At 40.8% G+C, this 25,655-nt stretch carries 27 protein-coding genes; 2 read left to right on the top strand and 25 right to left on the bottom strand.

What is annotated here, in order from left to right:
* Positions 1–9: 9 nt before the first annotated feature.
* From mraY to NSS87_RS13595, 6 genes are all read right to left on the bottom strand, one after another.
* Entirely contained in the window at positions 10–963 is a 954-nt protein-coding gene (mraY, locus tag NSS87_RS13620) for a phospho-N-acetylmuramoyl-pentapeptide-transferase (RefSeq protein ID WP_042187778.1), read from the bottom strand.
* A gap of 321 nt (positions 964–1,284) precedes the next feature.
* Positions 1,285–1,914: a hypothetical protein gene (locus tag NSS87_RS13615; RefSeq protein WP_339247753.1), complete on the bottom strand. Its 630-nt coding sequence runs from the start codon at positions 1,912–1,914 to the stop codon at positions 1,285–1,287.
* Between the two features lie 114 nt (positions 1,915–2,028).
* Positions 2,029–2,772 (bottom strand): ABC-2 family transporter protein, encoded by a 744-nt coding sequence (locus NSS87_RS13610; protein WP_179085851.1) that lies wholly within the window; start codon positions 2,770–2,772, stop codon positions 2,029–2,031.
* Between the two features lie 48 nt (positions 2,773–2,820).
* The gene (locus NSS87_RS13605; RefSeq protein ID WP_042193809.1) at positions 2,821–3,570 is read right to left on the bottom strand and encodes an ABC-2 family transporter protein; all 750 of its coding nucleotides are present in this window, start codon (positions 3,568–3,570) and stop codon (positions 2,821–2,823) included.
* 127 nt (positions 3,571–3,697) lie between these two features.
* Positions 3,698–4,753 (bottom strand): ABC transporter ATP-binding protein, encoded by a 1,056-nt coding sequence (locus NSS87_RS13600; protein WP_042187774.1) that lies wholly within the window; start codon positions 4,751–4,753, stop codon positions 3,698–3,700.
* 78 nt (positions 4,754–4,831) lie between these two features.
* A complete protein-coding gene (locus NSS87_RS13595) occupies positions 4,832–5,611 on the bottom strand; it encodes a GTP cyclohydrolase II (protein WP_339247749.1) in 780 nt (259 codons plus the stop codon).
* A gap of 193 nt (positions 5,612–5,804) precedes the next feature.
* Here NSS87_RS13595 and NSS87_RS13590 point away from each other — a divergent pair, with 193 nt between their 5' ends.
* The gene (locus tag NSS87_RS13590; protein WP_042127276.1) at positions 5,805–6,131 is read left to right on the top strand and encodes a helix-turn-helix domain-containing protein; all 327 of its coding nucleotides are present in this window, start codon (positions 5,805–5,807) and stop codon (positions 6,129–6,131) included.
* A gap of 91 nt (positions 6,132–6,222) precedes the next feature.
* Here the strand turns inward: NSS87_RS13590 and NSS87_RS13585 are convergent, their stop codons facing one another.
* From NSS87_RS13585 to NSS87_RS13500, 18 genes are all read right to left on the bottom strand, one after another.
* Complete coding sequence (locus tag NSS87_RS13585) at positions 6,223–7,107, bottom strand: ABC transporter permease subunit (RefSeq protein ID WP_042187770.1); 885 nt, start codon at positions 7,105–7,107, stop codon at positions 6,223–6,225.
* On the bottom strand, positions 7,104–8,066 hold the full coding sequence (locus NSS87_RS13580) for an ABC transporter ATP-binding protein (RefSeq protein ID WP_339247748.1): 963 nt from the start codon (positions 8,064–8,066) through the stop codon (positions 7,104–7,106). The genes NSS87_RS13585 and NSS87_RS13580 overlap by 4 nt, the downstream gene beginning before the upstream one ends.
* Positions 8,063–9,184, bottom strand: coding sequence for a hypothetical protein (locus tag NSS87_RS13575; RefSeq protein ID WP_339247747.1), 1,122 nt, complete (start codon positions 9,182–9,184; stop codon positions 8,063–8,065). The genes NSS87_RS13580 and NSS87_RS13575 overlap by 4 nt, the downstream gene beginning before the upstream one ends.
* Positions 9,185–9,237: 53 nt before the next feature.
* Positions 9,238–9,756 (bottom strand): sigma-70 family RNA polymerase sigma factor, encoded by a 519-nt coding sequence (locus tag NSS87_RS13570; RefSeq protein WP_076286416.1) that lies wholly within the window; start codon positions 9,754–9,756, stop codon positions 9,238–9,240.
* Between the two features lie 173 nt (positions 9,757–9,929).
* Positions 9,930–10,247 (bottom strand): hypothetical protein, encoded by a 318-nt coding sequence (locus tag NSS87_RS13565; protein ID WP_339247744.1) that lies wholly within the window; start codon positions 10,245–10,247, stop codon positions 9,930–9,932.
* A gap of 146 nt (positions 10,248–10,393) precedes the next feature.
* Complete coding sequence (gene nagE / locus NSS87_RS13560; RefSeq protein ID WP_339247741.1) at positions 10,394–11,851, bottom strand: N-acetylglucosamine-specific PTS transporter subunit IIBC; 1,458 nt, start codon at positions 11,849–11,851, stop codon at positions 10,394–10,396.
* A 48-nt stretch (positions 11,852–11,899) separates the two neighbouring features.
* A complete protein-coding gene (locus NSS87_RS13555; RefSeq protein WP_042187759.1) occupies positions 11,900–12,406 on the bottom strand; it encodes a PTS glucose transporter subunit IIA in 507 nt (168 codons plus the stop codon).
* A gap of 22 nt (positions 12,407–12,428) precedes the next feature.
* Positions 12,429–13,301: a PRD domain-containing protein gene (locus NSS87_RS13550; RefSeq protein ID WP_042187757.1), complete on the bottom strand. Its 873-nt coding sequence runs from the start codon at positions 13,299–13,301 to the stop codon at positions 12,429–12,431.
* A 215-nt stretch (positions 13,302–13,516) separates the two neighbouring features.
* A complete protein-coding gene (locus NSS87_RS13545; RefSeq protein WP_042187755.1) occupies positions 13,517–13,903 on the bottom strand; it encodes a DivIVA domain-containing protein in 387 nt (128 codons plus the stop codon).
* A 93-nt stretch (positions 13,904–13,996) separates the two neighbouring features.
* Positions 13,997–14,356: a helix-turn-helix transcriptional regulator gene (locus NSS87_RS13540; protein WP_042187753.1), complete on the bottom strand. Its 360-nt coding sequence runs from the start codon at positions 14,354–14,356 to the stop codon at positions 13,997–13,999.
* Between the two features lie 308 nt (positions 14,357–14,664).
* Positions 14,665–15,681: an extracellular solute-binding protein gene (locus NSS87_RS13535; protein ID WP_339247735.1), complete on the bottom strand. Its 1,017-nt coding sequence runs from the start codon at positions 15,679–15,681 to the stop codon at positions 14,665–14,667.
* Between the two features lie 109 nt (positions 15,682–15,790).
* On the bottom strand, positions 15,791–16,873 hold the full coding sequence (locus NSS87_RS13530) for an ABC transporter ATP-binding protein (protein WP_339247734.1): 1,083 nt from the start codon (positions 16,871–16,873) through the stop codon (positions 15,791–15,793).
* 23 nt (positions 16,874–16,896) lie between these two features.
* Complete coding sequence (locus NSS87_RS13525) at positions 16,897–18,552, bottom strand: iron ABC transporter permease (RefSeq protein ID WP_339247732.1); 1,656 nt, start codon at positions 18,550–18,552, stop codon at positions 16,897–16,899.
* A gap of 91 nt (positions 18,553–18,643) precedes the next feature.
* Positions 18,644–19,681 (bottom strand): ABC transporter substrate-binding protein, encoded by a 1,038-nt coding sequence (locus NSS87_RS13520; RefSeq protein WP_339247730.1) that lies wholly within the window; start codon positions 19,679–19,681, stop codon positions 18,644–18,646.
* Between the two features lie 22 nt (positions 19,682–19,703).
* On the bottom strand, positions 19,704–20,492 hold the full coding sequence (locus tag NSS87_RS13515; protein ID WP_042187743.1) for a DUF3919 family protein: 789 nt from the start codon (positions 20,490–20,492) through the stop codon (positions 19,704–19,706).
* A gap of 61 nt (positions 20,493–20,553) precedes the next feature.
* Positions 20,554–21,969, bottom strand: coding sequence for a HAMP domain-containing sensor histidine kinase (locus NSS87_RS13510; protein WP_339247726.1), 1,416 nt, complete (start codon positions 21,967–21,969; stop codon positions 20,554–20,556).
* A 3-nt stretch (positions 21,970–21,972) separates the two neighbouring features.
* Positions 21,973–22,638 carry a response regulator transcription factor gene (locus NSS87_RS13505; protein WP_076298889.1) on the bottom strand — a complete coding sequence of 222 codons (666 nt, stop codon included), beginning with the start codon at positions 22,636–22,638 and terminating at the stop codon, positions 21,973–21,975.
* 267 nt (positions 22,639–22,905) lie between these two features.
* A complete protein-coding gene (locus tag NSS87_RS13500; RefSeq protein ID WP_339247722.1) occupies positions 22,906–23,481 on the bottom strand; it encodes a GNAT family protein in 576 nt (191 codons plus the stop codon).
* Positions 23,482–23,602: 121 nt separating this feature from the next.
* Between NSS87_RS13500 and NSS87_RS13495 the strand changes: the two genes are divergently transcribed.
* Complete coding sequence (locus NSS87_RS13495) at positions 23,603–24,493, top strand: GNAT family N-acetyltransferase (RefSeq protein ID WP_339247719.1); 891 nt, start codon at positions 23,603–23,605, stop codon at positions 24,491–24,493.
* Between the two features lie 113 nt (positions 24,494–24,606).
* Here the strand turns inward: NSS87_RS13495 and NSS87_RS13490 are convergent, their stop codons facing one another.
* The gene (locus NSS87_RS13490; RefSeq protein ID WP_339247716.1) at positions 24,607–25,551 is read right to left on the bottom strand and encodes a GNAT family N-acetyltransferase; all 945 of its coding nucleotides are present in this window, start codon (positions 25,549–25,551) and stop codon (positions 24,607–24,609) included.
* Positions 25,552–25,655: the final 104 nt, after the last annotated feature.

Genomic DNA, 25,655 nt, shown 5'->3' with positions numbered 1-25,655 from the left:
AAAATTAATTTAGTGCATGAGATATTTCCAAATTAACCAGCAAATCAGTACGGATACCCACGAAATGAAACCGAAAATCATCACGATTTTATTTTCGCTCCATCCGTATTTTAAACTGAAATGGTAATGAATCGGAGCCATTCGGAACAGCCGCAGCTTATTCCGTTTATAGTACCAAACTTGTAATATGACCGACAACTGCTCCGCAAAATAGACGAAAAACAAAATCGGAATCAAAAGCTCGACCTTCTCAATGACAGCTAAAATGGAAAGGGAACCACCAATCGCTAGTGAACCTGTATCGCCCATAAACGCTCTTGCCGGATAAATATTGTAAAGGAACAGCCCCAGCAGACAGCCAATCATGACAAGGGAAAATGTCTGCACTTCAGGTTTGTCCGAAATCATAAAAAAGAAAAAATACGTTGGAATGGCTACATTGATCAGTAGCCCATCAAGACCGTCCGTAAAATTGATGGCATTTGCGGAGCCCACCACAAACAGCAAAATGATTCCGACATAAAGGTACAAAGGCAATTGCAAATAGTGCCCTTGAAATAACCCAATATCGCTCGTCAGGCCGAACGAATGGAACAACATATACAAAATGGTTCCAGTAAAAATAAATTGTAACACTAGTTTTGAGCGACCGGTGATGCCGGACGGATTTTGCCAAAAAGCCTTTTTGAAATCATCGAGAAATCCGACTGAGCTGAACAACAAAAACGTGACGCATAAGAGTAACATTAGAGGTCCGGGATGAAACTGTAACGAGATCGCTATCCCGATAAGCAGGACCAACCCTGCCATAAGCGGTGTACCACGTTTGGCCTGATGATCCGCTGGTAACTCGGAGCGAATCGGCTGCGTTAGCCTCAGCCTGTGCAGTGTCCAGATCAACAACGGCGTAAATATCGCCACTAGAAGAAAAGACAGGCCGGAAATAGCCATAATTCCAAACATATAACAAACTGCCCCCTCTTTGAAAAACAATATTTTAATACTTCCACTCCAAATACTCTACTCTGGAACCTAACTCACACTCACGAAATTGATTTGAGAGTTATTAAGATCGCTTGATTTATGTAAAGTTTTATCCCTCTCACTTGTATCTTTAGTAAAATGATATATGTAAATAAAACTTTGATAAAGAGAAAGTATTCTGTTTTTATTTCCTATTTTCGCTCCTCATTAAGAAATACTTCCGATCAATAAATAAAGGACTGCCTATCGGCAGCCCTTCATTTATTTCGCATCCCTCACTGTTTTCAAATCGATAATTACCTAAGAGTCTAGCTCTGCTAATTCCTGAAGGATTTTCTCAATATCACCATCAGGATTTAACGCTTTAATCATCTCTTTCGTAATAGCTGCACCCTCATAAACTTGTGCAACAACCTCTAAGGGGAGTGTGAGTTCAAAATAACCTTCGGCAAATTCCACAAAATCCTCAGCTGTGCGGAAAATAGTTCCTAGCAAAAAGTCCGAACCATCTTCTGTCCCCGCTGGAATCTCTACCTTCCCCTTTTGCCACGTCAAGTCATTATCTTCACGCCAAAAACAAAAAGTAACATCATCCTTAGTTATCGCCTCATCTTCCAGTAAAGACAATAGTGAGGTCGGGACTTCTTCATAGATTCCTGGCCAAACTTCATGTTCGTCGCGCGCATATGGACTTACTTCTGACTCATGATCAAATCCTTTAATTATCGTTCCTTGAGGTGAAAAAATAATAAACAAATGATCACCTGATCCATTGTCAATCGATGCTAAGGAAACATTCTTATCGAATTCAGAAACAAAACTATGATAGCGAAGCCATTCCTCTGGACATAGGACAATATTTAGAGAAGCAAGTATTTTCATGAGTTTTTTTAAGTTTTCGGGTGATGGTAAAATATTTAACACATTCATTTATGATTCCTCCCCATTGTAGTTATTAATGATTTTAGCATATTCATGAATTAGGAGTGAAAAAAAAGACTACCCGAAGGTAGCCTTTCCAACTTAAGAAGACACTAGCTTAGCTTAAGATCCCGCGCCCTTATATCTTCTAACTCCATAACTCCAAGCTAACAGACCAATCCCAAGGAATATCGCACCTACAACAGGTGTCATCAGCGCCAGGCTCGTCATTTCTTCACGCTGCAGGAAGAGCGCTGCTGGATAAACTCCGACGAATGCAAACGGGATAATCCAAGTTAGAAGTACCTGAATAGCACGATTGTAAATCGTTACCGGATAACGGCCATAGGTCTGAATATTGTACATTAGAGGAAGAATACCCGTTGGTGCATCGGAATAGAAAGACAACGAAGTCAATGTTGTATAAATTCCAGTATAGATGGCGACGGCACTTAATGTAAGAATGATCAGAGCCGGTATCGTCCACCATTCAAAGGGAAGACCCAGATTACTACCACTGATGGCCATAATAATAATACCTATGAATGAGCCCATTAGTGCTGGTGGATCAACATTTTCCAAGAAGATCTGGAACAGATTATGCGCCGGACGTGTCAAAATACGGTCCATCTCACCTTTGACGATATAACGCTCACTAAATCCCCATAGATTCACAAAACAACTAAACACCCCAAAAGGCACCATAAAGAACCCATAGACGAACACTACTTCGTTCTGATTCCAGCCGCCAAGGCTATCCGTATGCATGAAAATTACTAGTATAAAGATAAAGTTTGTAGCCTGAAAGAGCAAATCTGATATGACCTCTACCCAAAAATCGGCGCGATAGGTGAGCCGGGACTTCATATAGTTTTTAATGTATTCAATTAATAATCCAAGGTAATACACGTTTCCTCAACCTCCCTGCACGAAGAGACGCTGCCGCGCCGCATGATATAACCAGACAATTGGAATCAGTAATGCCAGGAACCAAACGATCTGTATCCCTAGTACATTCCAAATCCCAACCCCTTGCACCCGTCCTGTAAATACAGAACCTGGCAAGTAAGTAATCGCCTGAAACGGCAGCACCTTAAGTATAGAAGATAGCCAGTCAGGAAACAGACTGATCGGCACGATCAGACCAGAGAACAGATCAACAATTACCCGCTTCATACGCATCATGCCCTCATTATTCTCAACAAAGAAAGCCGAGAGCCCAGTAATAATATTGATCTGTGAATTAATCAAAAAGCTGAAAAAGAGCATTACAAGAAAACCCGCCCAAGCAGATGGTGCTGTCGGTAATTGAACCGGGAACAACAACATCGCTATAGCCATACCCGGAATCATAAACAAGAGGAAGCGGAACATTCCCTCTCCGAGTCCTTGCATCATTTTGACTAAGACATAGTTATAAGGCCTTATAAACTGGATAGCGATACTTCCGTCTCGTATATCCGTAGAGATCTCGCGATCTAGGTTATTAAAATAAAAGGCTCGAGCCATCCACGACACAGCAACATATGATGTCATTTGCGTTGCAGTAAAGCCACCCAATGAATCCCCATTACCATAGATGGCCATCCAAGTGAAATAGTTAACCCCAATATTCAGTGAATAGATAAGAATACCTGAGTAGTAGTTAATCCGATAAGCAAGCATGGTAAGGAACCGGATCCGTATAAAATCTAAGTACGCCCCAAACAGTAATCTACGACTATTATCTGGAGGACCACCTGAAGACGAACCTCCTGAGGACGAAGACATAGCTGTTGCAGCATTAAGCTTATCAGACATGTAAAGCCTCTCTTTCATCCTTCAGAGCGGCAGCTTGTTTCTCTGGTTTATCCGCAGACCCGGATTGATAAATACTGCGAACAATATCGTCCGTATTCGTCTCAATGATTTTGATATCAGTAATGTCGGCTTTCCCTACTACCCGTCCCAAAACATCGGATACATTTATATCCAGCGGTATCCAAACCGATGCTCCAAGATCGTTGTCTGCAGACCAAGTAACCGGCATCCCTTCAGTCCAAAGCTCAAGCAATTGCCGTTTCGTTGCATTTCCGAATTGAAATTGAACTTCACGTCCGGTTCCCCAGCGCTGTTTCAGATCTTCTAGGCCGCCGTCATAAATAATTCGACCATCGTCAAGCATAATCACCCGCGAGCAAAGGGCTTCAATATCTTGCAGATCATGTGTAGTCAACAGTATGGTTGTTCCATGCTCACGGTTCATATCTTTAAGGAATTCACGGATCTCTGACTTCACCACAATATCTAAACCAATGGTTGGCTCGTCCAGAAATACAATCGAAGGGTTATGAAGTAATGCTGCGACTAATTCACAACGCATCCGCTGACCGAGACTGAGCTTACGAACAGGACGATTCAGTAGTTCTTGCAACTGCAATCGTTCGACTAATTCATCCAGCCGTTTCTTGAAGTCTTGTTCAGATACCCGGTATACCTTGCGCAGCAGCTGGAAGGATTCAATGACCCCAATGTCCCACCATAGCTGGCTGCGTTGCCCGAACACCACACCTATATTCTTCACAAATTTCTCGCGCTCCAAATAAGGAACATAACCACCCACCGTAAGATTTCCTGAAGTTGGTACGAGAATACCCGTGAGCATTTTGATCGTGGTTGATTTCCCAGCACCGTTCTCGCCGATGTAACCACAAATCTCACCTTCGGGAATGGAAAAGGAAATATCCTTCACGGCAGTTACTTCCGTATACTCCCTTTTAAACAAATCAGCGAAGGCCCCTTTGAGACCTTCGCGGTTTTTTTGTACTTTGAATGTTTTGCGTAAGTCTTGTACTTGAATAGCAGTCATATTGTACCTCACTAAGCTTAAAGTTGGGTTCCAGTAACCCATTATAATTGAAGAAGCGCAAAAGCACTACCTCAATTTTTACTTAGCCAGTCTTCCTACAATTGGATTCGCTTCTTTCACTGCCTCTAAATGTCCTGAACGAGCCACTTTGGTGCGTAAGTATTTCTCGTTAAAAGAAGATACATCTCCCCACAGCGCTACTCTTTTCACAGCATTCATACCTGCAGTCTTGAGAGCTTCCAGTTTCTTCGGATTGTTCGTAATTAACGTGACTGGTTTATGACGTAGCTGTTGTAGAACGCTGATCGCTTCTTCATAATTTCTTGAATCATCAGAAAAACCCAGTTCTAAATTAGCCTCAACTGTATCGTATCCTTCTTCTTGTAAAAGATACGCTAAAGATTTGCTAAACAGTCCAATGCCTCTACCCTCATGGTTAGCAAGATAGAATAACGCACCTGAACCGTGTTCGACGATCATTTTCATGGACTGATGCAGTTGGAAGCCACAATCACAACGTTTGCTGCCAAAAATATCGCCGGTATGACAAATGCTGTGCATCCGAATCAATGCTTCATCTGAGCCTTCGAAATCACCATATACTAAAACACTGGATTGCTGACCATCTGCGAGGCTCATGGATGGTAACTTTGAAATCAAAGCGGCTGTTGCTTCACTATTATCACCAAGAAGCTCTGCATCCGTAGTGTTCAGCCAGTTGTACCATTTAAAAGTAACAGTCTCTCCGTCTAAATTCACGGGTAAAGTAATCGGTCCAACTAATATATTTGTACTGTTTTCTAAAGGAATCCGAGTAATTTTATTTTGTAGGATAGAAATAATATCTGGTTTTGTCATGTGTAACACCTTCCTCAATTTCATCTGGTATAGCTATAGCTATACATAAGGATCGAATATTAGTTAAAATATAAGTAACTATTTGTAAGTAAGTTTATCATTGTAATATAACTTCGTCAAGTTATAATATATCTTTAAATATTTATAATTACTTTATGTAAGTTTATGATATAATGAATGTCGAGGTGATATTATGAATGATTTCAACATGTGTCCTCGCTTTGAAAAAGCGGTAGACTTGCTAAGTAAACGTTGGGTCGCGCTGATCGTTTTCGTGCTTATGCCAGGTCCACGTCGTTTTGGCGAAATAGAAAGCTGTCTGTCCAATCTAAGTGGTAAAGTGTTATCTGACCGATTAAAAGAAATGGAAATCGAAGGTATTATTGAGCGAACCGTATATCCAGAAATGCCAGTACGCATTGAGTACTCCCTTACTCCAAAAGGAACCGCGTTGGCTCCTATACTTGGTGAAATTGGAAATTGGTCTACAGACTGGATTGAGCTTGGTGTTACAAATTAATCCGACTTATACTAACTTGAAGAGCCCTTTTTGTTCCGTAAATCCGGCAACAAAAAGGGCATTTTAAGTTCTTCGATATATTGTTAAACTACTATAGATCTTTCCGTTGAAAACGATACAATCCGATTAAGAACGCGATTAGTGTATAGAAGATCGCATAGACGATAAATGAATTAGATGGGACTGAGGTGAAGTTATCTAACCCAAACAGACTATTGGAAGCGTTAAACATCCCGTTCATTTCGTTAATACTAAACAGTTCAGCAGTCATTCTGCGCTGTAACCCATCTACAGGCATAAGTAAGGACATTATACCCGTCATATTATTTAGAGTGCTAAGTGCTTCGGGCTTAGATAATAAAGAACTACTTACCTTGTCAATCATTCCTCCTAGCCATCCTGCTCCATAAAGCATCGTCATAAAGACTCCATTCCCAAGGGCTGAGAAGAATCCTGAACCCAGCATAGAAACAGTTATTAGCAACGGTACGATGGAAGAAAAGAGCAAAAATGATTTAAATAACGCTAATCCATCTCTTGGAATTGCGGTATGGGCTTGCGTAATTAGCAATATAGAAACAAATAAAATAAGTGCATAACCTATTCCTAGCGTTACATAACCAAGCCAGCGACCTGCGTACCATTTCCAGCGTGGAATTGGTCTTGGAAGCAAGGCTTGCATCACTCCCTGCTCTGCCTCACCTGAAATGGCGGAAAACGAACTAAAAATAGCTAAAAAAGCAATTACAAATGCTCCGAAGAAAAATCCAAACGATAAAATAAATAAACCATTTGTAAAACGAATAAGGAGTTCTTCTCCGCTTGGAAAACTCGATCCGTGAGACATAGAACTTTGCCCGATCGTACCCGCAATAAACCAAAACCCAATAAGAAAGACCACGGTCATAATTAATGTCAGCACCATTACTCTTTTGCGCATCAGTTCTTTCCAGGTCATACCCATTATAATTCTCATTCGTGTTCACCTCTGTGGCTTAGTCCTGATACAGCATTCATAAACCACTCTTCTAGACGTTCTTGCTGATGTGAAACTTCATATAAGGTCATCCCTTGTTCTATAATCAGTGTATTCAGCCAACCCACCTGCTCTTCACTTTCCAGCTCCGCTTCCAACCAAACCCTACTACTGTCTATGGATTCTTCGGTATGGGAAGACACCCGGATCTGCAAGCCTGTCTGATCTTTTAGCCACGACAATAAAATAGGCGCAAAGCCGCCTACTTTAAATCGCCAGCTCATACGCTTGTTTAACACCTCGGACACTTTACCATGCCGGAGAATAACTCCGTTATTAAGTAGCGCCATTCGGTCGCAAAGTACTTCAACATCCTCTAACAGATGAGAGTTTAGAAATATCGTAACCCCTTTTTCTTTTAGATTCTGTAATATACGCCGGACTTCCTGACGTCCGATTGGATCTAGTGCCGATGAGGGCTCATCCAAAAAAACGATAGCCGGCTCATTAACAAGTGCACAAGCCAAACCCAGTCTTTGCTGCATTCCCTTAGAGTAATGCTTCACTCGGTCACGTCCACGCTTACCAATTCCAACCTCATCAAGAAGTTGTGGAATTCTCTTATCTGCTACAGACCGCTGCATTCCGCATAGTCTTGCATGCAGCCTCACAACCTCCTCACCCGTTAGCCATTCCTGATAACGATACAATTCGGGTAAATAACCGATTAGTGATTTAGCTTCTAACGAACCAATCTTATGCCCGAACAGAGTTCCACTCCCACTTGATGGATGAATAAGTCCTACAAGCATTTTTACAAAGGTGCTTTTACCTGCACCGTTAGGGCCGAGGAAGCCAAAGGCTTCCCCTTTCCCTACAGTAATACTTACATCTCGACAACCGCGCCCGTTATCATATTCTTTAGTTAGTGACTTGGCTTTAATTGCAGCAGTACTCATGATTCAATCAACTCCTGAACCTTGGTCATAAGCTTCTCTTTACTCGAATAGAGCTCACCTGACAAATTGAATAGCTGTCCATCCTGAATCCATGTAGCTTGATATACAGGACCGCGGCTGTATTCATAATTGTCAACTATAACTAAAGTGTCACCCACAGTTATTTGCTCCGTATTTTCACCAGCGATTAACGGCATTGGGATTTCTCCGGATAAGACCCTGCTTTGCATTAAGCTAGTCTTCAAGTAATCTGGGAGCAGTGGGAAATTCATTACAGCTTCCAAAGCCTCTTCCACTTTAATAGAAGGATCAACGTTAAGTACAGGTGCATTCATCTGCGACAGACTTGCCCAGTGCGTTTCGTCAGATGAGAGATTGTAATTCACAAATTCCGGGATATGAAGTGTAATTGGTTTACCGTCAATCGATTCGGGCAGCAGATGTTCTGCTCCAATTTTCTTCAGGGCTTTGTTCACTTCGTCCACTTTCAGATTAAGCGTGATATCCTGTGAAGCACCCACCGTAACTGAATTATGCCCTTCCACTAAAGCAGCGGTTTTCGCTGGATAGCCTAGGGTAGCCTTCAGTTGATCCGCAGGCAACTCACCAATGTAAGCCCCGCTAGCGTTTGTAAACTCACCGAATTGATTAATTGATCGATTAAGTTCACCGTCTTCAGCCACCTGTGTGAAAATATTACGCAGATCACTCTCATGAACAACCGTAACCTGTTCCATCCGGAACTGATTCAGAATGGATGCCATTGCTGTGTTTCCTATTGGGGTCGCGAGAATGACTGCAAAAACAGCTACACTCGCAGCTACAACTCCTAGTTTCCGACGACGGTTCATACGCAGTCGACGCGGACGTTGTACTTTCTTATCATGGGTAGTTATAAGTATGTCCTGTACTACCGTTGGAGTTGACTCTGATTCAAGGTTCTCTACATTTTCTACCTGACTTAAGTTAACAGAATCCTCAGTTTGGGCTTCCGTATTTTGACTCCATTTTGCCCATTGAGGATTATAAGGCTCATTCTCTAACTTACTCTGTAGCTTGGCCCAGGCTTCGTCTGTACTTTGCTTATCTTTATCTTGCTTTCCTGAATAGTTATTCATTATTGTACCTCCTGATTTTAAAGATTACTTCTTAACTTCTCCTCAAAAGAAGTCTACTTCGTCTGGGGTATCGCCTTCGTTGCATTTTGTCTTAGTTTCTCTGTCGCTCGGTGAAGCAGGGTCCCTACTACTGGAGGTCTTACTCCAAGCTCTCCCGCGATTTCCACATAACTGTACCCCGAGTAGCGAAGAAGAAGCGCTTGTCTGTCTCTTTCAGGCAATTCATTCAGCCAGATGTGTACATCTTCCTGATCTAGCTTACTAATAATGACTTCTTCACCTGAAGGGGGAGATTCACTAGCATCATAAAGCTGCTCTTGTTTATTCTGCAGTCGCCGTTCCCTTGCTTTTTTGTCCAAATAATCATATCCAATACGAGTAAGGACTCTATGAAGCCAGGCACCCAGCGCTGCTGGATCATCTGGTGGATTACGGTACAATCTCAGAAAAACTTCTTGAGCTAAATCATCAGCCGCCGATTCATCACGTACCAAAGCGGCAAGCTTACGGCGGACAACAGGGTAATGTTCATAAAATATTGTTTTAAAAATTTCAGATTCCGGAATTTCCATCGTGTAAATCCTCCTTATCAGCTGCAGCTATAAGTAAGACGACTGTCAGTACATTTTTGTATCAGAATTCTTCATAATTATCATAATCCATTATAAAACATACAAAAAGACAGCCCCTAATTAATAAGGTAACTGTCTTCATTATTGGTCTTACCTATCTGTTTTGATCCCAATTATCGAATTCGAATATATCGGTTAAGAATCTTCTTGGACAAAATACTCCGCTCCAGCTTAAGCTCCAGCAGTTGTTCTTTCCAATGTAACACTTCATCTGATTCTTCATTCTTACGCAGCTTCTCAAACAACTTCATGATCAATATGTTAACGGAATCAAACCGTGACCATAATTCTATCACACTTTCTTCTTGAACCTGAGGTTCTTCCGATACTGTGTTAAGATTCTTTAAGCTCTTTATGATGTCAGCCTGCCACTGTCCATCGTTAATTGCTTTGGCATAATTTAAAAGGTCCAGATAATCGTCGACTGACATATGTACCGACTCCTTTGCATGGTTATACCAAGTATTATACTAGGTATTGTGTATATTGCAACACTTTATACCTGTAAGTATACAAAAAAACAAGGGCTAGTATGCGGACTAGCCCTTGCTAATAAATTTAAACGGAGTACGTTAAGTTATAGTAACTTCTCGATTTCCTCTTTGTATTGCTCCGATTTCGGACCAAATACGATTTGTACAGCACCTTGACCAAGTCTCATCACACCAGAAGCACCGAGTTGTTTCAGTGCGGAATCTTTAACGGCTTTTTCGTCTTTAACGATCAGACGAAGGCGTGTAATACAAGCATCGATATTCTCGATGTTTGAAGGTCCTCCGATGTGCTCAAGAATTTGAGCAGCTTTGGAAGAAACAGCTGAACCTGTTCCATTACCTCCAGTTGGTGCTACAAGCGCATCATCATCATCATCTTCACGACCAGGGGTCTTAAGCTTGAACTTCGTGATGATAAAGCGAAACAACACGTAGTACAGTACGAAGAAGCACAGACCTACAGGGATAAGAATCCATGCATTGGTGGATAGCTTCATGTTTATTAGGTAGTCAATCAAACCAGCGGAGAAGCCGAAACCAAGCTTAACATCTAGAATGTACATTAACGCCATAGAGAAACCAGTAAGTAAAGCATGCACTAAGTACAGCACTGGTGCCAAGAACATAAAGGAGAACTCAAGTGGTTCTGTGATCCCTGTTAAGAAAGAAGCGATGGCAGAACCGATGAAGATGGAAGCAACCATTTTACGTTTTTCCGGCTTAGCGGTATGAATAAATGCAAGTGCTGCACCTGGAAGCGCAAACATCATGATTGGGAAGAAGCCAGTCATAAACATCCCAGCCGTTTTGTCTCCAGCGAAGAAACGATACAAGTCACCGTGTACCAATTCACCAGCAGCATTCGTAAAGTCACCAATTTGGAACCAAGCAATCGTATTAAGTACGTGGTGAAGTCCAATCGGAATCAATAAGCGGTTAGCTGTACCAAAGATGAAAGCTCCAACTGCACCAAGGGATACAACCCAGTTTCCGAAATCACTAATTACATCTTGAACTGGGCTCCAGATCATCCCAATTAATACTGCAAGGACCATCGTGGAAGCTGCGGTAATGATTGGAACAAAACGTTTACCTGCAAAGAATCCAAGCCAATCTGGCATCTTTATATTGTGATATTTCTTATATAGGAATGCTGCCCAAGCACCGGCAAATATACCTCCAAGCACACCCATGTTCAACACTACATCATCATTGATGAAGGAGAATTGAAGGGGTACGACAGCTAGTATCTTAGTCAGTACCAAATATGCAATTACTGCTGACAAGGCTGCTACGGCGTCCTTGGCAAATCCAATGGCAACCCCAACTGCGAAGATCAAGGCAAGATTTCCAAAGATAGCACCCGCACCGGCGTTTAGAAATGGAGCAAAATATTGGTTCAGGAATCCCCCAACTGCTGATCCTAGATGTAAATCTTTTTCATAGTCAAGCAATCCAAACCCTTGAAGAATAGCTGCCGCTGGCATGGTTGCGACCGGAAGCATTAGCGACTTACCTAATTTTTGTAGAAAAGCCAACATAACAATATCATCCTTTCGATTCAATAGTAGTAATGCTGTATTAGCTTATTACTTTGAAGCCACTGTAAGAATCAGATCCTGTCCTGCTGTAACCTGACCATAATGTCCGTTCACTTGAGGTGGTGTTTCCTCCGTACTAGTCACGATTACAGGTGAAATTGTGTCACAGCCTGCTGCGCGAATAACGTCCAGATCAAATTCGATTAAGGTTTGACCTGCCTTCACTTGATCTCCAGAGGCAATATGACTAACAAATCCGTTGCCCTTAAGACTGACAGTATCGATTCCGATATGTAACAGCAATTGCACACCGGAGGAATGTTCCAGAATAACTGCATGACTCGATTTCACGATATGAGCAACCGTGCCATCAAAAGGAGCCTTTAGGATCCCCTCAGAAGGTCTGATTGCAACTCCGCTACCCATATGACCACCAGCAAAGGTTTCATCCGGAACCTCTGTTAATGAAACTGCTTCTCCACTGATTGGTGCCATGATTTCGATTGTATGTCCAGTATGTTTCTCTTCTTTTTTTGATTTCCATTTGGAAAACATATGCTCCACTCCTCTAAAGATGTTAGTTTTGTTTCACTAAAGTCTGAAATAATCGGTGTAAGTGCATCGCTAGGAAACACAGCTCTTCTTCCGGGATATCTACACCAAGAGATTTTTGCATCACTTTACCGAGCTTTTGAGATAACTTGTATTCCTCTTTGTATTCCTTCTTAATATGTTTCACAAAAGGATTATCTATTAGTGATCCTTTCAAAATACGTTCCAGCGAAAACCGCAAGTGGATCATTAATCGAATATGATTCATACTGCCATGCTCAAAAGTTATATTCCGTTCTTGCTGAATCATGTCTAGAAGTTCACTCACGATATTAGATGCTTTTACTAACTGACCCACCGATACATTGTTAACTGCGGAGTACACATGATAAGTTAGAAATCCAACCTCGTCTTCGGGAATTTGCACCTGAAATTCAGCATTGATCTTCTCTGATGCCTTGTAAGCGATATCAAATTCCTTCGGAAAAGACATCTTAGTTTCTTGTAAAAAAGGATTAATAATATCCATCCCGTTGCGCAGACGGTAAATGGTGAACTGAATGTGGCTCGGGAGTGCCAAATAAATCTTGTCGTTTAATTTGTCAGGAAATTGACTTTGGATATCAGCAATTATTTCATCAGTTATTCTCATCACTTTGGGATCTATGTCTTCCAGCAATATTTGATACTGACTCCAGGATTCGCGGTCTTCTAGACGAAACAATTTCTCAATACGAGGATCGTTTCCTTCAATCACACCTGAACCTTTCACAGCAAAACCAATGCCTTTACCGATAATGACATATTCCTTGCCGTTCTTGCTTCCCTGAACCATTACAACGTTGTTCCCAATCACACGCTGTACTTGAAATTGCTCGATCTCCCGCGACAAGCTCATCACTCCTTTCCCATATTATCGTCAATTAGGAACAAAAAAAGCCAAGAAATGTCTCATCGAGATGAAGACAATCCTTGGCTCATGCCCTTAACGGTAACACGCCACTAAAATATAAATGATCATTTATGAACATATCATAAATCATGAACTGCTAACTCGTCAATGGTAAATTTATAAATGTCAAGCGCAGCTCCAGAAACTCAAAAATCCACGAGTTATAAATAGCTTTCAATTTGGGGAAGCTTTTCTTTAAGCTGACGGACATTGGTCTCTAGTTTTAAAATGACCTCTTCTAATTCCTTTGGGTCGATGCCTCTAAGTACTGGGACCTGAATAACCTCTGTGGCTTTGGTTTCTGATTTTAATTCTCGCATCTCCAGCTGCTGTTCTTGCCATTTATCCATCAGATCAGCAATTGTCGCATAAAAACGCTCATAATCCTTGATTACGCTATCTAAAAATGTATCCACTTCCTCCGCATCGTAACCACGAAGCTTCATACTGAATTCTTTTTCATGTATGGTTAGAGCATCTAGAGTGATGCCAAGTTGGCTGAATAGCTTACGTTGTTTGTCCAATCGACGTTTCATATGTTCATCCATCATTTGTTACCTCCAAGTATATACTGCAATTATCCGGCAGTAACCATTATAACAGGGTGAGAGCATCCTGAAAATATAACTATAGTTCCAGTTCTAGAAGTTATCCGCAACCGCCTTGTTCAAAATACCTAAGCAGCGATCAAGATCCGTCTTCACCTGCTTCTTATATAGCTTCGCTTTCTCTTCTCCATCAGTTGTGAAATGGTATAAGACGATTTCTTGAAAATCCACCTTCGGATCATTCCCTTTTAGCTGTTTAGTACGATATAAAATTCCTTGCTGTACCAGCTCATGCAGCGCGCGATAAATTTCGCTCTGTGGAGGGGAATATCCATGTGCCTTGAAATCTCGACGTAAATCCTCAAGCATTTGGTATCCATACCCGCGATGTTGTTCTACCATTGTTATAAGATACACCTTGATAAAAGCCCGTTGAGCAATCATAAACGCCATATAAACCCTCCTCATGTTGTGTTTTTTTTGGTTAATCTTACCTTCTATAACTCTAGTATAAGCACTATTTTCCAACTTTCACAACCTGAAATGTGGTAGTGGGTTCACTTTTTCCGATTTGTATAGAATTTTAATAGGGATAGATGATGAATTTATTGAAAGTAACTAGATAGAGTTGTTTATTTTGTGATTTTCTATTGTGAATTTTTCATATGATGAAAGTTGGTTTTCTCGAGTAATAAATAACGGCCATTGAGAACTTAACCATAAAGTTCTCGATGGCCGTTGAATAATGCGTGAACAATCCCTTAGCGTTTATTGGCCTCATGCCATTTAGCGAGTAATTCCTCTCGGTTCGCAGCAGCGATATCGAATCGATACGTAATCATTAATTTTCCCAGCTTAACAGAAGACAATAGCGGATGGATCTTAATATTCGGCATCACAGGTAAGGAAAATGCGGAATTCATATAATCTGTCTGAGCATCTGTTGACAGTACAAAATCTACCAGCTGTTTAGCAGCAGTCACGTTGTTCCCACCTTTCAAGATCGACACTGCACCTATCTCCCATCCAGCTTGTGGAGGAATAGAAGATTGTATAGCATATCCCGAATTCTTAAATCGAAGCTGGTCGCCCATAAAGCTGATAACAGCAGCAACTTCACCTACTGCAAGCCGCTGGGCAGAACTAATTCCTGAGAATGTAGTTGATGAACTCTGCTTCTTAAGAGCACTCACCAATGCTAGAGCTTGCTCCTCCCCACGTTCTTGTGCAAGAGAGGCTAGCAATGTGTATCCTGTACCTGAGGTTTCTGGGTCCGGAATTTCAATTTTCCCCTTGAGCTCGGGACGTAATAAGTCTTCGTAGCGTTCCGGAAGAGGTAAAGCTACAAGCTGAGGATCTTGATTCCAGACCTGCTCATTTACACCAATAGCCAATGCACCCATGTATATACCTGTCCAATAGCCCATTTTATCTTTATAGATGTCGGGGATCTCATCAGCAACATGTGATGAATAGCGAATTAATTTCCCTTTGTTCTTGAGCTGCTCATGAAGATCAGCAGGCCCACCGAGAACAACATCAATGCCTGTCTTATTGATCGACATCAAATGGTAGCTTGCCTCACCGCCAGACATGCGAATAAGCTCATAAGACTGTCCCGTCTTCTTCTTATATTTCTCCAACAGAATACGCGCTTCATCCTCTTGAAAAATTACATATACTTTGAGAGGCTGATTGCTTTTCTGTCCAGGATAGAAATAAATTAGAAGAAGTATTGTTACCGCAACCAATGACAGGATAATTACCTTTGTTCTCAATTAGAACGTCTCCTCCCGCTAAACTAGCCTATAGCCGCCGTTCTATAAAAAAATTATACGCCAAAAAAGGAAAACGACTGTTTTCCTTTTTTGGAACATCTACTTCAGTTTACGGACTAACCTTTTTAATAATATGAATTTTGTCTATTGCCGCACTCATCCGAACTTGACCATTGAAAGTCTTTTGACCAATATCATAAGCATCGACAATCCATTCTTTGCCCCATTGATCTGCAAGGAAATATCTTTCCTTTTCTCCTAGAAACATCGAGGATTTGACTACTCCCATGATGTTAAATCCACTAATGTCTGGATGATTTAGTCGCAATGATTCGGGGCGGACACTCAGAAGAACTTCCTCACCCTCTGCTAGCTTTTCATCTGTAGTAATAGTAACGTTATCCCCTCCAAAGCCGTAGCTAACTGTTGCCGTACCCTCTTTACTTTGCATGACTACTGCCTCAATAAAATTGGTAGAACCAATAAAATCAGCTACATATTGTGTACGAGGTTTATAATATATTTCATGCGGCGTACCGTACTGATCAATAGCTCCTTTATTAAAAACAACGATCTGATCTGACATCGACAAAGCTTCCAATTGATCATGCGTTACATATATTACGGTTAGTCCAAGTTCCTGTTGAATTGTTCGCAGTTCAACGCGTACCTCTTCACGTAATTTAGCATCTAGATTACTTAGTGGCTCATCCAGGAGAATAATCGGCGAATTCATCACTAAGGCACGAGCCATAGCTACACGTTGCTGTTGTCCACCAGACATTTCATGGGGATATCGCTCTTCAAGTCCGGATAATTTGACCTGAGCCATAACAGCCATTACCCGTTCCTGTACTTCTGCTTCAGGTCTTTTCTTAATATCTAGTCCATAAGCAATATTATCAAATACCGTCATATGCGGGAACAAGGCATATTCCTGGAACACCATTGGAGTGCCCCTTTTATATGGAGGTAATTCATTAACCAAATTCCCGTCAATCCACACCTCACCATCATCGATGGTATAGAAACCCGCGATGGAACGTAATAAAGTCGTCTTCCCACAACCACTCGGACCAAGGAAGGTAATGAACTTCCCCCGTTCAATCTTTAGGTTGATATTTTTCAAGACATGGTTATTGCCGAACACTTTATTCACATTTTTCAAATCTAGTAGTATGTTGGATTCCATCGTGCCCACTCCCTTCAAAATCATTAGAAATCAAATATTTTCACTTTGGAACGGAAGATCAACTTGATCACTCCCAGTGTTCCGAGCGTTGCACCCATCAAACCGACTGCCACAGCGGCTGCCCAATAATAGGTTCCCGTTTCGGCATAGTTAAAGATCGATACTGCTGCAACAACCCATTTAGGGGTAATTAGGAAGATTATCGTACTCAAAGTATTCATATTTTTCATAAACGCATAGACAAAGTTCGCTACGACGGTTTTTTGCAACATTGGAAATACAATCGTTGTTAGCGTCTTACGGCTACTCGCACCCAGATTGGTGGCTGCTTCTTCGATCGATTTATCCACTTGTTTAAAAGACGCAGTCAAGCCCCGATAACCTACAGGCATCTGTTTAAGTAACATCGCAATGACAATCAATGCTGCAGATCCCTGCAAAACAATCGGACCTTTACTAAACGCAACAATCAGTGCAAGACCAACAAATGTTCCTGGAAGCGCAATTGGAAGAACCGCGCTGAAATCTAGTAATTTTTTACCCGGAAAAGGTTTGCGAACTACTATATAGGCGAGCACTAATGCAAGAGCCACCGCCAGCAACGCACTAATTAGTGATAACACTAAGCTGTTCAAAACGGCTGGACTAGATGAACTAAAGACAACTTTCATAATATGATCCAGTGTGAACGTATTATCTCGACCAAAGTTTTTCGTAAAGGCGAAAAGAATGGTGATCGCAAACATCGAAATAATGAACAATGAGATTAAACTGTTAAAAGAGAAAAGTAATGCATCTGTCTTCTTAGATGTAGTGATCCGTTTCAAACCAGATACCGGCTTACCAGTTATCGTTGAGTAGGAGCCTTTAGATAAAATCTTATTCTGAACCCAGAATACAATCAGTGCAGGAATTACTAAGATAATCCCCATGACCGAAGCTAGTCCTGCCTCGTTATTAATGATTTCTCCGTAAATTTCAACTGCTAAAAGTGAATAGTTACCACCAATTAGCTTTGGATTTCCGAAGTCAGCGAAGCAGTTAATCGCTACCAGCAAGAATGCGTTAATAACACCTGGAAGTGCAAGTTTCAGCGTAATCGTCCTGAATAATTTGAATCCTCTAGCTCCAAGATTCTGTGCTGCTATCTCCAGATTCGGTGATATAGCGCGGAGCACACCCGTTATAGTCATGTAGGCAAGTGGAAAATAGGATATCGTCTGAACAATCCACAACCCCGGTAATCCATACAAATCAAGCTCAAAATTAAAGTTGGTATATAACCATTGTGAGATCATTCCCCCACGTCCAAAAAGCAATAGGAATGCTAAACCACTCATAACCGAAGGAGCTAATAATGGAATAAAGGCTATAAATCGAAAGAACTTCTTTCCTCTGATGTTACTGTAGTGAATTGCATACGCGTATATAAATCCAAACACTGTTGCTGTAAAAGCGGATAATGATGAGCTAACTACCGTATTTAATAGCGCTTTTCCATAACGGGGTTTACTAAAAAACGTTGCCCAATTATCAAATCCAGATGTAAACACAACGATTACCAGCGGATAAATAACAAATAGAATGAGAAATGCAAAGCTAGTCAGTACAAGTACGAGTGACGACGGATCTTTAAAGAGCCTGTTGATCGACTCCCCAATGCCTTTTTTTTCTTTCATAGGGGGCGACTCCCACCTTTCTGCCATCCAATTTGAGGGGCATTACAGTCATCATATATGGTACAGCCCTGCAATACCCCTATTGGCTCTTTTATTTCAAATCTTTTAATGCATTTTGCAACTCTTTACGCTGCGATGCTGCTTTTAACAAATCATAAGCATCGTTGTATTTCGTTGTTTTAATATCAATGCCACCTTTAGGAATCGGTACTGATGCTTTAACGGATACTGCGTATGCAGATTGCGTATACAACTCACCCGGTTCATTGGTAAGCATATAGTCCATAAGCTTCTTCGCAGCCTCTGTATTAGGTCCACCCTTAACAATGGATAAGGCTCCAACTTCATAACCTGCTGCTTCTGGAACAACACTAACAATTGGGTTGCCTTGGTATTTAATCTTCAATTGATCGCCTAGGAAAGTCACGCCAATTGTATACTCCCCTTTAGCAGCTTTCTGAATGGGCTCAATGCCAGACTTAGGTCTTTCCTTAAGGTTAGGCAGCAACTGTTTGATATAGTTCAACATCTCATCATCACCCCATACTTGGGCTAAAGAAGCTACTGCTGTATATGCTGTACCCGATGTTGCTGGATCCGACATACCAATTTCACCTTTGAATTTAGGATCAAGCAAATCCTTAAAAGTTTCAGGGTATGGATCACTACCATATTTCTCTTTCCAGCGTTCTTCATTAATACCTATAGCGATTGGATTTAGATAAAACCCTGTCCAGAAGCCATCTTTGTCTTTCATATTGTCAGCGATGTCAGATGCATTCGGAGAAGCATAAGCTTCCAATGAACCTGCCTCTTTCAGTACTTGGTGCGAATCCGCTGGCCCTCCCATCAGAAAGTCGGCTTGTGGATTCGACATTTCATTCTGTACACGTGATACCGCTTCTCCACTTGGCAAACGTAGGATGTCATAGTCAATTCCGGTTTCAGCTTTGAATTTATCCAGAATTTTACGAGCCTCTTCCTCTTGAAAAATGGAATATACGGTGATTTTTTTCATTTCTTTACCGCCAAATACTCCTGATTTATACATGAAGAACCCCGCTACCAACACAACTACTATGACTGACAATAAAATGACTGACTTACTGTTTTTTTTCTTTCTCGCCATAGACTAAACCATCCCTTCAAGATCAGTATGAGGCATTATTTAGTTTGAAATAGACTCGTTGATTGGTCTCATCCAGAAGGTCATAGACCACGAAGTAAGCGCCGTTATAACGATCCACATGGATCCAGTGCTTTTTCACTCGATAATCATTCGTGAGCTGAATGACAAAGTGAGCATCGGGTGTACGTTGTAAGTCATCAAAATGGCTGAAATCGATAATACGCTCTGCTGCACGAATCTGCGATATCAACGCCTTCCTCTCAACCTGAGTGAGAGCTGTAAGTACTCCCTGCTGTAGTGTGAACACATCATTAATCTTGTTTTCCACAGCAGATCCAATACTCGACGTTGTTAACATCTTATCGATGAGTGTACTTTGCAGCTTGCGGATAGTTGCACTTACATTAAGCGAATTAACTGACTCTGCACCGAAGTGAAACGCATTCGTTTCCACTTGAAAAGGAATATCTTCTTGATCCAGATAGGCCATCGTTCCCGTCAACAGAAGTCTCGGAACTAACTGTTGTGGACGCTGCATTCCTGATGATAACAACCCAGAAAAAGTAGATCTCAATTTCAGCAATTCCTTCGGATCCTCAATGGATATCGTCCCTAGGCCTGGATACGTAATATCCACGCGCATCGGAACGCCTGCAATCCGGTCAAGCTGATCCTCCTGTCGAGGTACAACATGTACTTCATCAAGAGGTATTCGAAAAGTGTAAGCGCACATGCCGATTAGCAGACTGCCTATGATGACTTGTAACAAGATGAGGCGAAACCATGAAAGCCCTTTCTTATCCTCTGGCACTTACTTTAACCTCCTCATATATCAGAAAAATTTTAAATTTGTATCAGTTTTGTAACAGCGCTTACATTTGTTGTGTTAAGGGGAATCTCAGCTGAATCTCTGTCCCCTTCTTCTCCGAGCTAGTAATGACGATACTCCCTCCTTGAAGTTCCATAAACTGTTTACATAGAGGTAATCCTAACCCATGTGATTCGTTTGAAATAATACGATCCTGTTTCTCTGCCGAGGGTAGAAATAATATACTTTGCAATTGTTGTGATATCCCTCTCCCGTTATCTATGATACGAACCAGCCCACAGTCCCCATGCTCCGTTAACTCGATATAGAGATTTGTACATTCACTATGCTTAATAGCGTTATCAATCACGTTAAATAGAACTTGCTGAGTTCTCTTGGGATCTAAATTCACTTCACAAGCTGAGATCTTTAGCGTGGTAACAATCGCGGATTTTTGAAGGGTCGGCTCTAAGATACGTAGACTATCCATAATGACAGCCCCTAAATCAGTACACTCCAGCTTGATACGCCAAGCCTCATCACCAATCAGTGAGGTCTGTAACAAATCCTCAACCATATTTAACAACCGAGTACTCTCTTTACGGATATAGGTATTACATTCCTGTATATCATCCTTCTTATTCATTCTTTCAATTAAATCCGAAAACCCGATAATCGAAGTTAATGGTGTTTTTAATTCATGAGTTATGTTGTCGTAGAAAGCTTTCTGCTTTCCCTGTTCATACTTTAACATTTTGATATGATGTTGCAGCGCATCCGACATATGATTGAAATCCTTGGCTAATTCTCCTACCTCATCCTGACTACTCGCCTGTATCTTTCTGCTAAAATCGCCAATGGATACAAGCTTAAGCGCCTGCTGCAAGGCATGTAGAGGCCTCACCAACAAAGATGAGAATGAATAGCTGACCATAAGCGAAAAAATTAAACATCCTACAGCTGCAGCGATGAACCATGTGCGCATCTGGTTTAATGTCTGCAAATTCTCATGGAGGTCCAATAAATATCGAAATCCACCCACAATTTCTCCTTCATACCAGAAGGGAACTGAGTAGATTAGATATTGTGTACCTTCACCTGCAGTTATGACTGTGGCAGCATTACCAGTAAGCGCTTTCTGAATATCGTTACGTTTAAGTAAGTTTTCTTTATCGCTGCTGCTCCCAACAATCGTCTCATCTAGTGCGAATAGTTGTACTTGAAAATTGCTGTTTGACGCCAAATGCGACGCAATAAAGGGGGCGTACTTACCTGAAAATAATTGTTCTATATTAATTTTCTGATCACTGACAATCTTCAATGCCTCAATACGATGCAAGCCAAAATACTGACTTAAAGTCTGAGTATCCCGTTTAATCATACTTTGGTTAAGCGTATAATTAACGATAAAAAACATCGCTGTGAGCAGCATAACAATCGTAACGGCATGCTGAATAAACATTTTATTTCGCAGCCCCATCTTCTATACCTCCAGCTTATAGCCTGTCCCATGTATAGTGGCGATCAGATGCTCGTTGGGTTTCATTTTCTCCCGAAGACGGTTTACCACCATGTCCACGGATCTTGTATGCCCATAATAATCATAACCCCAGACCTGATCAAGCAAGTCTTCGCGAGTGAAAACTTTCTTAGGATGAGCACATAAGAGCCACATGAAGTCAAACTCTTTACTAGTTGTCTTAAGCCATTGTTCCCCTATCTTACAAGTACGTCCATTCTTATCAATTTCAATAGGTCCAATCTTGATCACTTCAGGAGGCGCCACCATCTTCATTCGTCTCATAACTGCCTTAATGCGCTCGATAAGTTCCCTTGTCTCAAAAGGTTTCGTTAGATAATCGTCTGCTCCCAACTGAAAGCCAAGGATTTTATCATTCATTTCATTCTTAGCGGTGAGCACGATTACCGGGACTGACTTATACTGTTGTTGAAGCATTTGAAGAAGCTCGAACCCGGAACGGTCAGGTAACATAAGATCTAACAGTATTAAATCGGCAGACCATGTTGCAAGTTCATCCCACGCCTTAGTCACCGTTCCTACAGCTTTCGTCTGATACCCTTCCACCTCTAAGCTCAATTTTAGCAGCATTTGAATGCTGGGATCGTCTTCAATAATTAAAATATTCATACGTAGCCCTCTTTTCCTTAGATGCTATTTTACACTGAACTTTCATATTTTTAGTTACCCTCTTATAATAGCGGATATCGTTCAATACGAAAACGCTTTCCAAATATCTATAATTAAAAATACAAATCAAATAATTGACTATAAACTTACATTTTATGTCTCTGTATAGTAAGTAAAATCCAAAAAAACTCCCACATAATGGGAGTATTGCGGGATGTTGTGGAACGGACTATATTACTCGAAAATCCCTTGATCGAGCGATTGCGCTCATGATTGCTCATCTCCGTTTTGTTCCATAAATTCTTCCTTCGTCAATCCAAACAATATCAAATCATAATATCGTCCGTTCGTGTAAATGACTTTCCGTCGCACGCCCTCTTGCACACAGCCGACTTTCTTTAACATCCCTATAGAACCTTCATTACCTTCAAGCGCACATTCATTGAATTTATTTAGCCGTCGCTCGAAAAAAGCATATTTTAAGAGGATGGTTATAGCTCTCGTTCCATACCCTTTACCTCGATGATCTTTATCCACCTGCACACCTATGCTGAACGTACCATTTTTCTCGTCAATGCTGTTCAGATTTACGCCGCCAACATTTTCACCATGCAAATCTTCGATCGTAAACATTAGTCTATCCGATGAGAACTCAGCGTAAGTCTCCGCAAAATTTTTTGCTTCGGCAATGGTGGGTGGTAGTTCAACTGCACATTGTAAGAGTCGCCGTGCTGGGGTATCAAAACGATTCGTATAATAGCCTTCCCAATCCCCTTCTTGTATTGATCGTAATCTTATTTTCTCGTCTTTCCAGTAATAATTGCTATAATCTATCTCTCTCATTTTCTAGCCTCCAAATAATATTGGGATTGTTTTTTTATAATAAACATTACTTTATAACCATGTAGTAAGATATAACCATTAAACGTGACTATGAAAAACACTTTGGAAAAGAGGCAAACTAATGAGTGATTACCAATTGGTCAGTGATTATAAGCATATCGAAAAATATAAAGAAAGCTTTAATTCCTTAGCTAAATCAATCTTCGGGATTGATTTTTCCCCATGGTATGAACAAGGAGGCTGGAGTGACAAGTATATTTGTTATTCCTATATCGATGGGGACCATGTGATCGCTAATACGTCCATAAACAAAATGACGATTCTCATAAATCAAAAAGAGTATAACGCCATTCAAATTGGCACTGTAATGACACATCCTGATTATCGCATGCAAGGATTATCCAGGAAATTAATAGATCATATTATCGCGAAATACGAACATGAATATGACTTCATTTACTTATTTGCAAACGACAGTGCTTTGGACTTTTATCCTAAATTCGGATTTGAACGTATGCAAGAAAGCAGCTTTTCGATTAACGCTTCTAATCTTAGAAATCAAACGTCTAAAATCTTCTCTGTGCGTCCCTTATCTATGAATAACTCCGTTGATTTCACCATGATAAAAAAATTCGCTGAAGAAAAAATTCCGGTGTCCTCTATACTCAGCGTTGTAAACAATGAACATCAGCTGCTGTTTTATTTTATCCTTCCTTTCCATGATTCTTTTTACTATATTGAAGAAGCTGACGTCGTAGTGGTCTTTAGACATGAGGAGCATCAGCTTCATATTTTTGATATTATCAGTACTAAAAGTATAGATATTAACGCGATATTGAATAGCATTATTTCTCCTGAAACGGAGGTTATACATTTTTATTTCACACCAGATTATGCCATAGATCACATAGAGTCAGCATTAATTCCCCAGAGTGAGGATACGTTATTTGTACGTCCATTTTTAAAAGAACTACCTAAACATTTCATGTTTCCCATAACCTCACATGCCTAGATAGAATGAAGAAGGCTGCCATCCGGCAGCCTTTTTTTTATTTTTAGAAACTATAAATTCCCCGCCTATACTTGCTTAAGCGCTTACCGCCCTTATAAGGACGCCGAAAACTTTTATGCTTTATCGTTCACTGGAATATACATGCTCTGTATCTCTTGTACTCCTGGAACAAATCCTAGATTCGTATAAACAGACTCCGCATCATTACCTTCCATGACATATAGTCTAAGGAAAGGATACTTATCTTTAAGGAGACTTAGTCCTCTTTTCAACATCAGTGTCGCTATCCCTTTGCCTCTATAACCGGGCATTACACCAATACTATAAACTGCTGCGTAATCTCCTTGTAAGCCCAAGAGACAATTCGCAATTAACTGTCCCGATTTCCTATCATACACAAGCGTTGACGCGGTAAGTAATGCTTCATTCGTATAATTCGGTTCTTCACTTGGAATAAAATCTTCATAGGAAAATTGCTTTCTTCTGGTCGCTTCGAGACTTCCGGCAAAGCTAGCGTAGCTACATTCGGCGATCTGATCTTCAAGAATAAAGCGTTTAGCTCCTTTTCCATCCTCTTCGATCTGTGGACTTTCAATTCTAAATTCTTCGTTCCATTCCACCTCAAAATGATCTGTAGGACGCTGCATCCAGCGACATCTGAATTCATCAGGCCAAAATCCTGCCCGCGCAAATAAATGAACTTGATCCGGTAGAACCTCAAATGTTTTTATAGGCTCCGTTCGGTCAGACCAATATATCAAAAGCTTTTTTAGAAGTTTAAGCACCACAAATGTATCGTTAAAGGGTGGAATAACAAATAAATGATAGATCCGATTAGGTGACATCCTTACTCCACCTATTTTCGCCTCCCCTTTATAGATCCAAAAAGCATTCTTTTGGGCAGAATTGAACCCATCTTCTCTAAAAAAGCCAATATATTGAATATTATAATAAATGGAGCAATACACTCCCCACTCTTCCGATTCAGCCTTACGAATTGAATAATCATTACTTAGCTCATACGATATTTCATCCTCGGACCATCCCATTAATTGCATGTACAATTCCTCCTCGCTGATACTTCACCTTCTATTTTCTATAGTATCACTTCTTAAAGTAAATGATTGGTAATAAACATTTATAATGATTATTTACTAAACTA

Origin of the sequence: Paenibacillus sp. FSL F4-0243, assembly GCF_037963295.1 — a bacterium.
Lineage (GTDB): Bacteria > Bacillota > Bacilli > Paenibacillales > Paenibacillaceae > Paenibacillus_AQ.
Note: the sequence above shows the minus strand (reverse complement) of the source record. Positions and strands in the feature narration are given on the sequence as shown.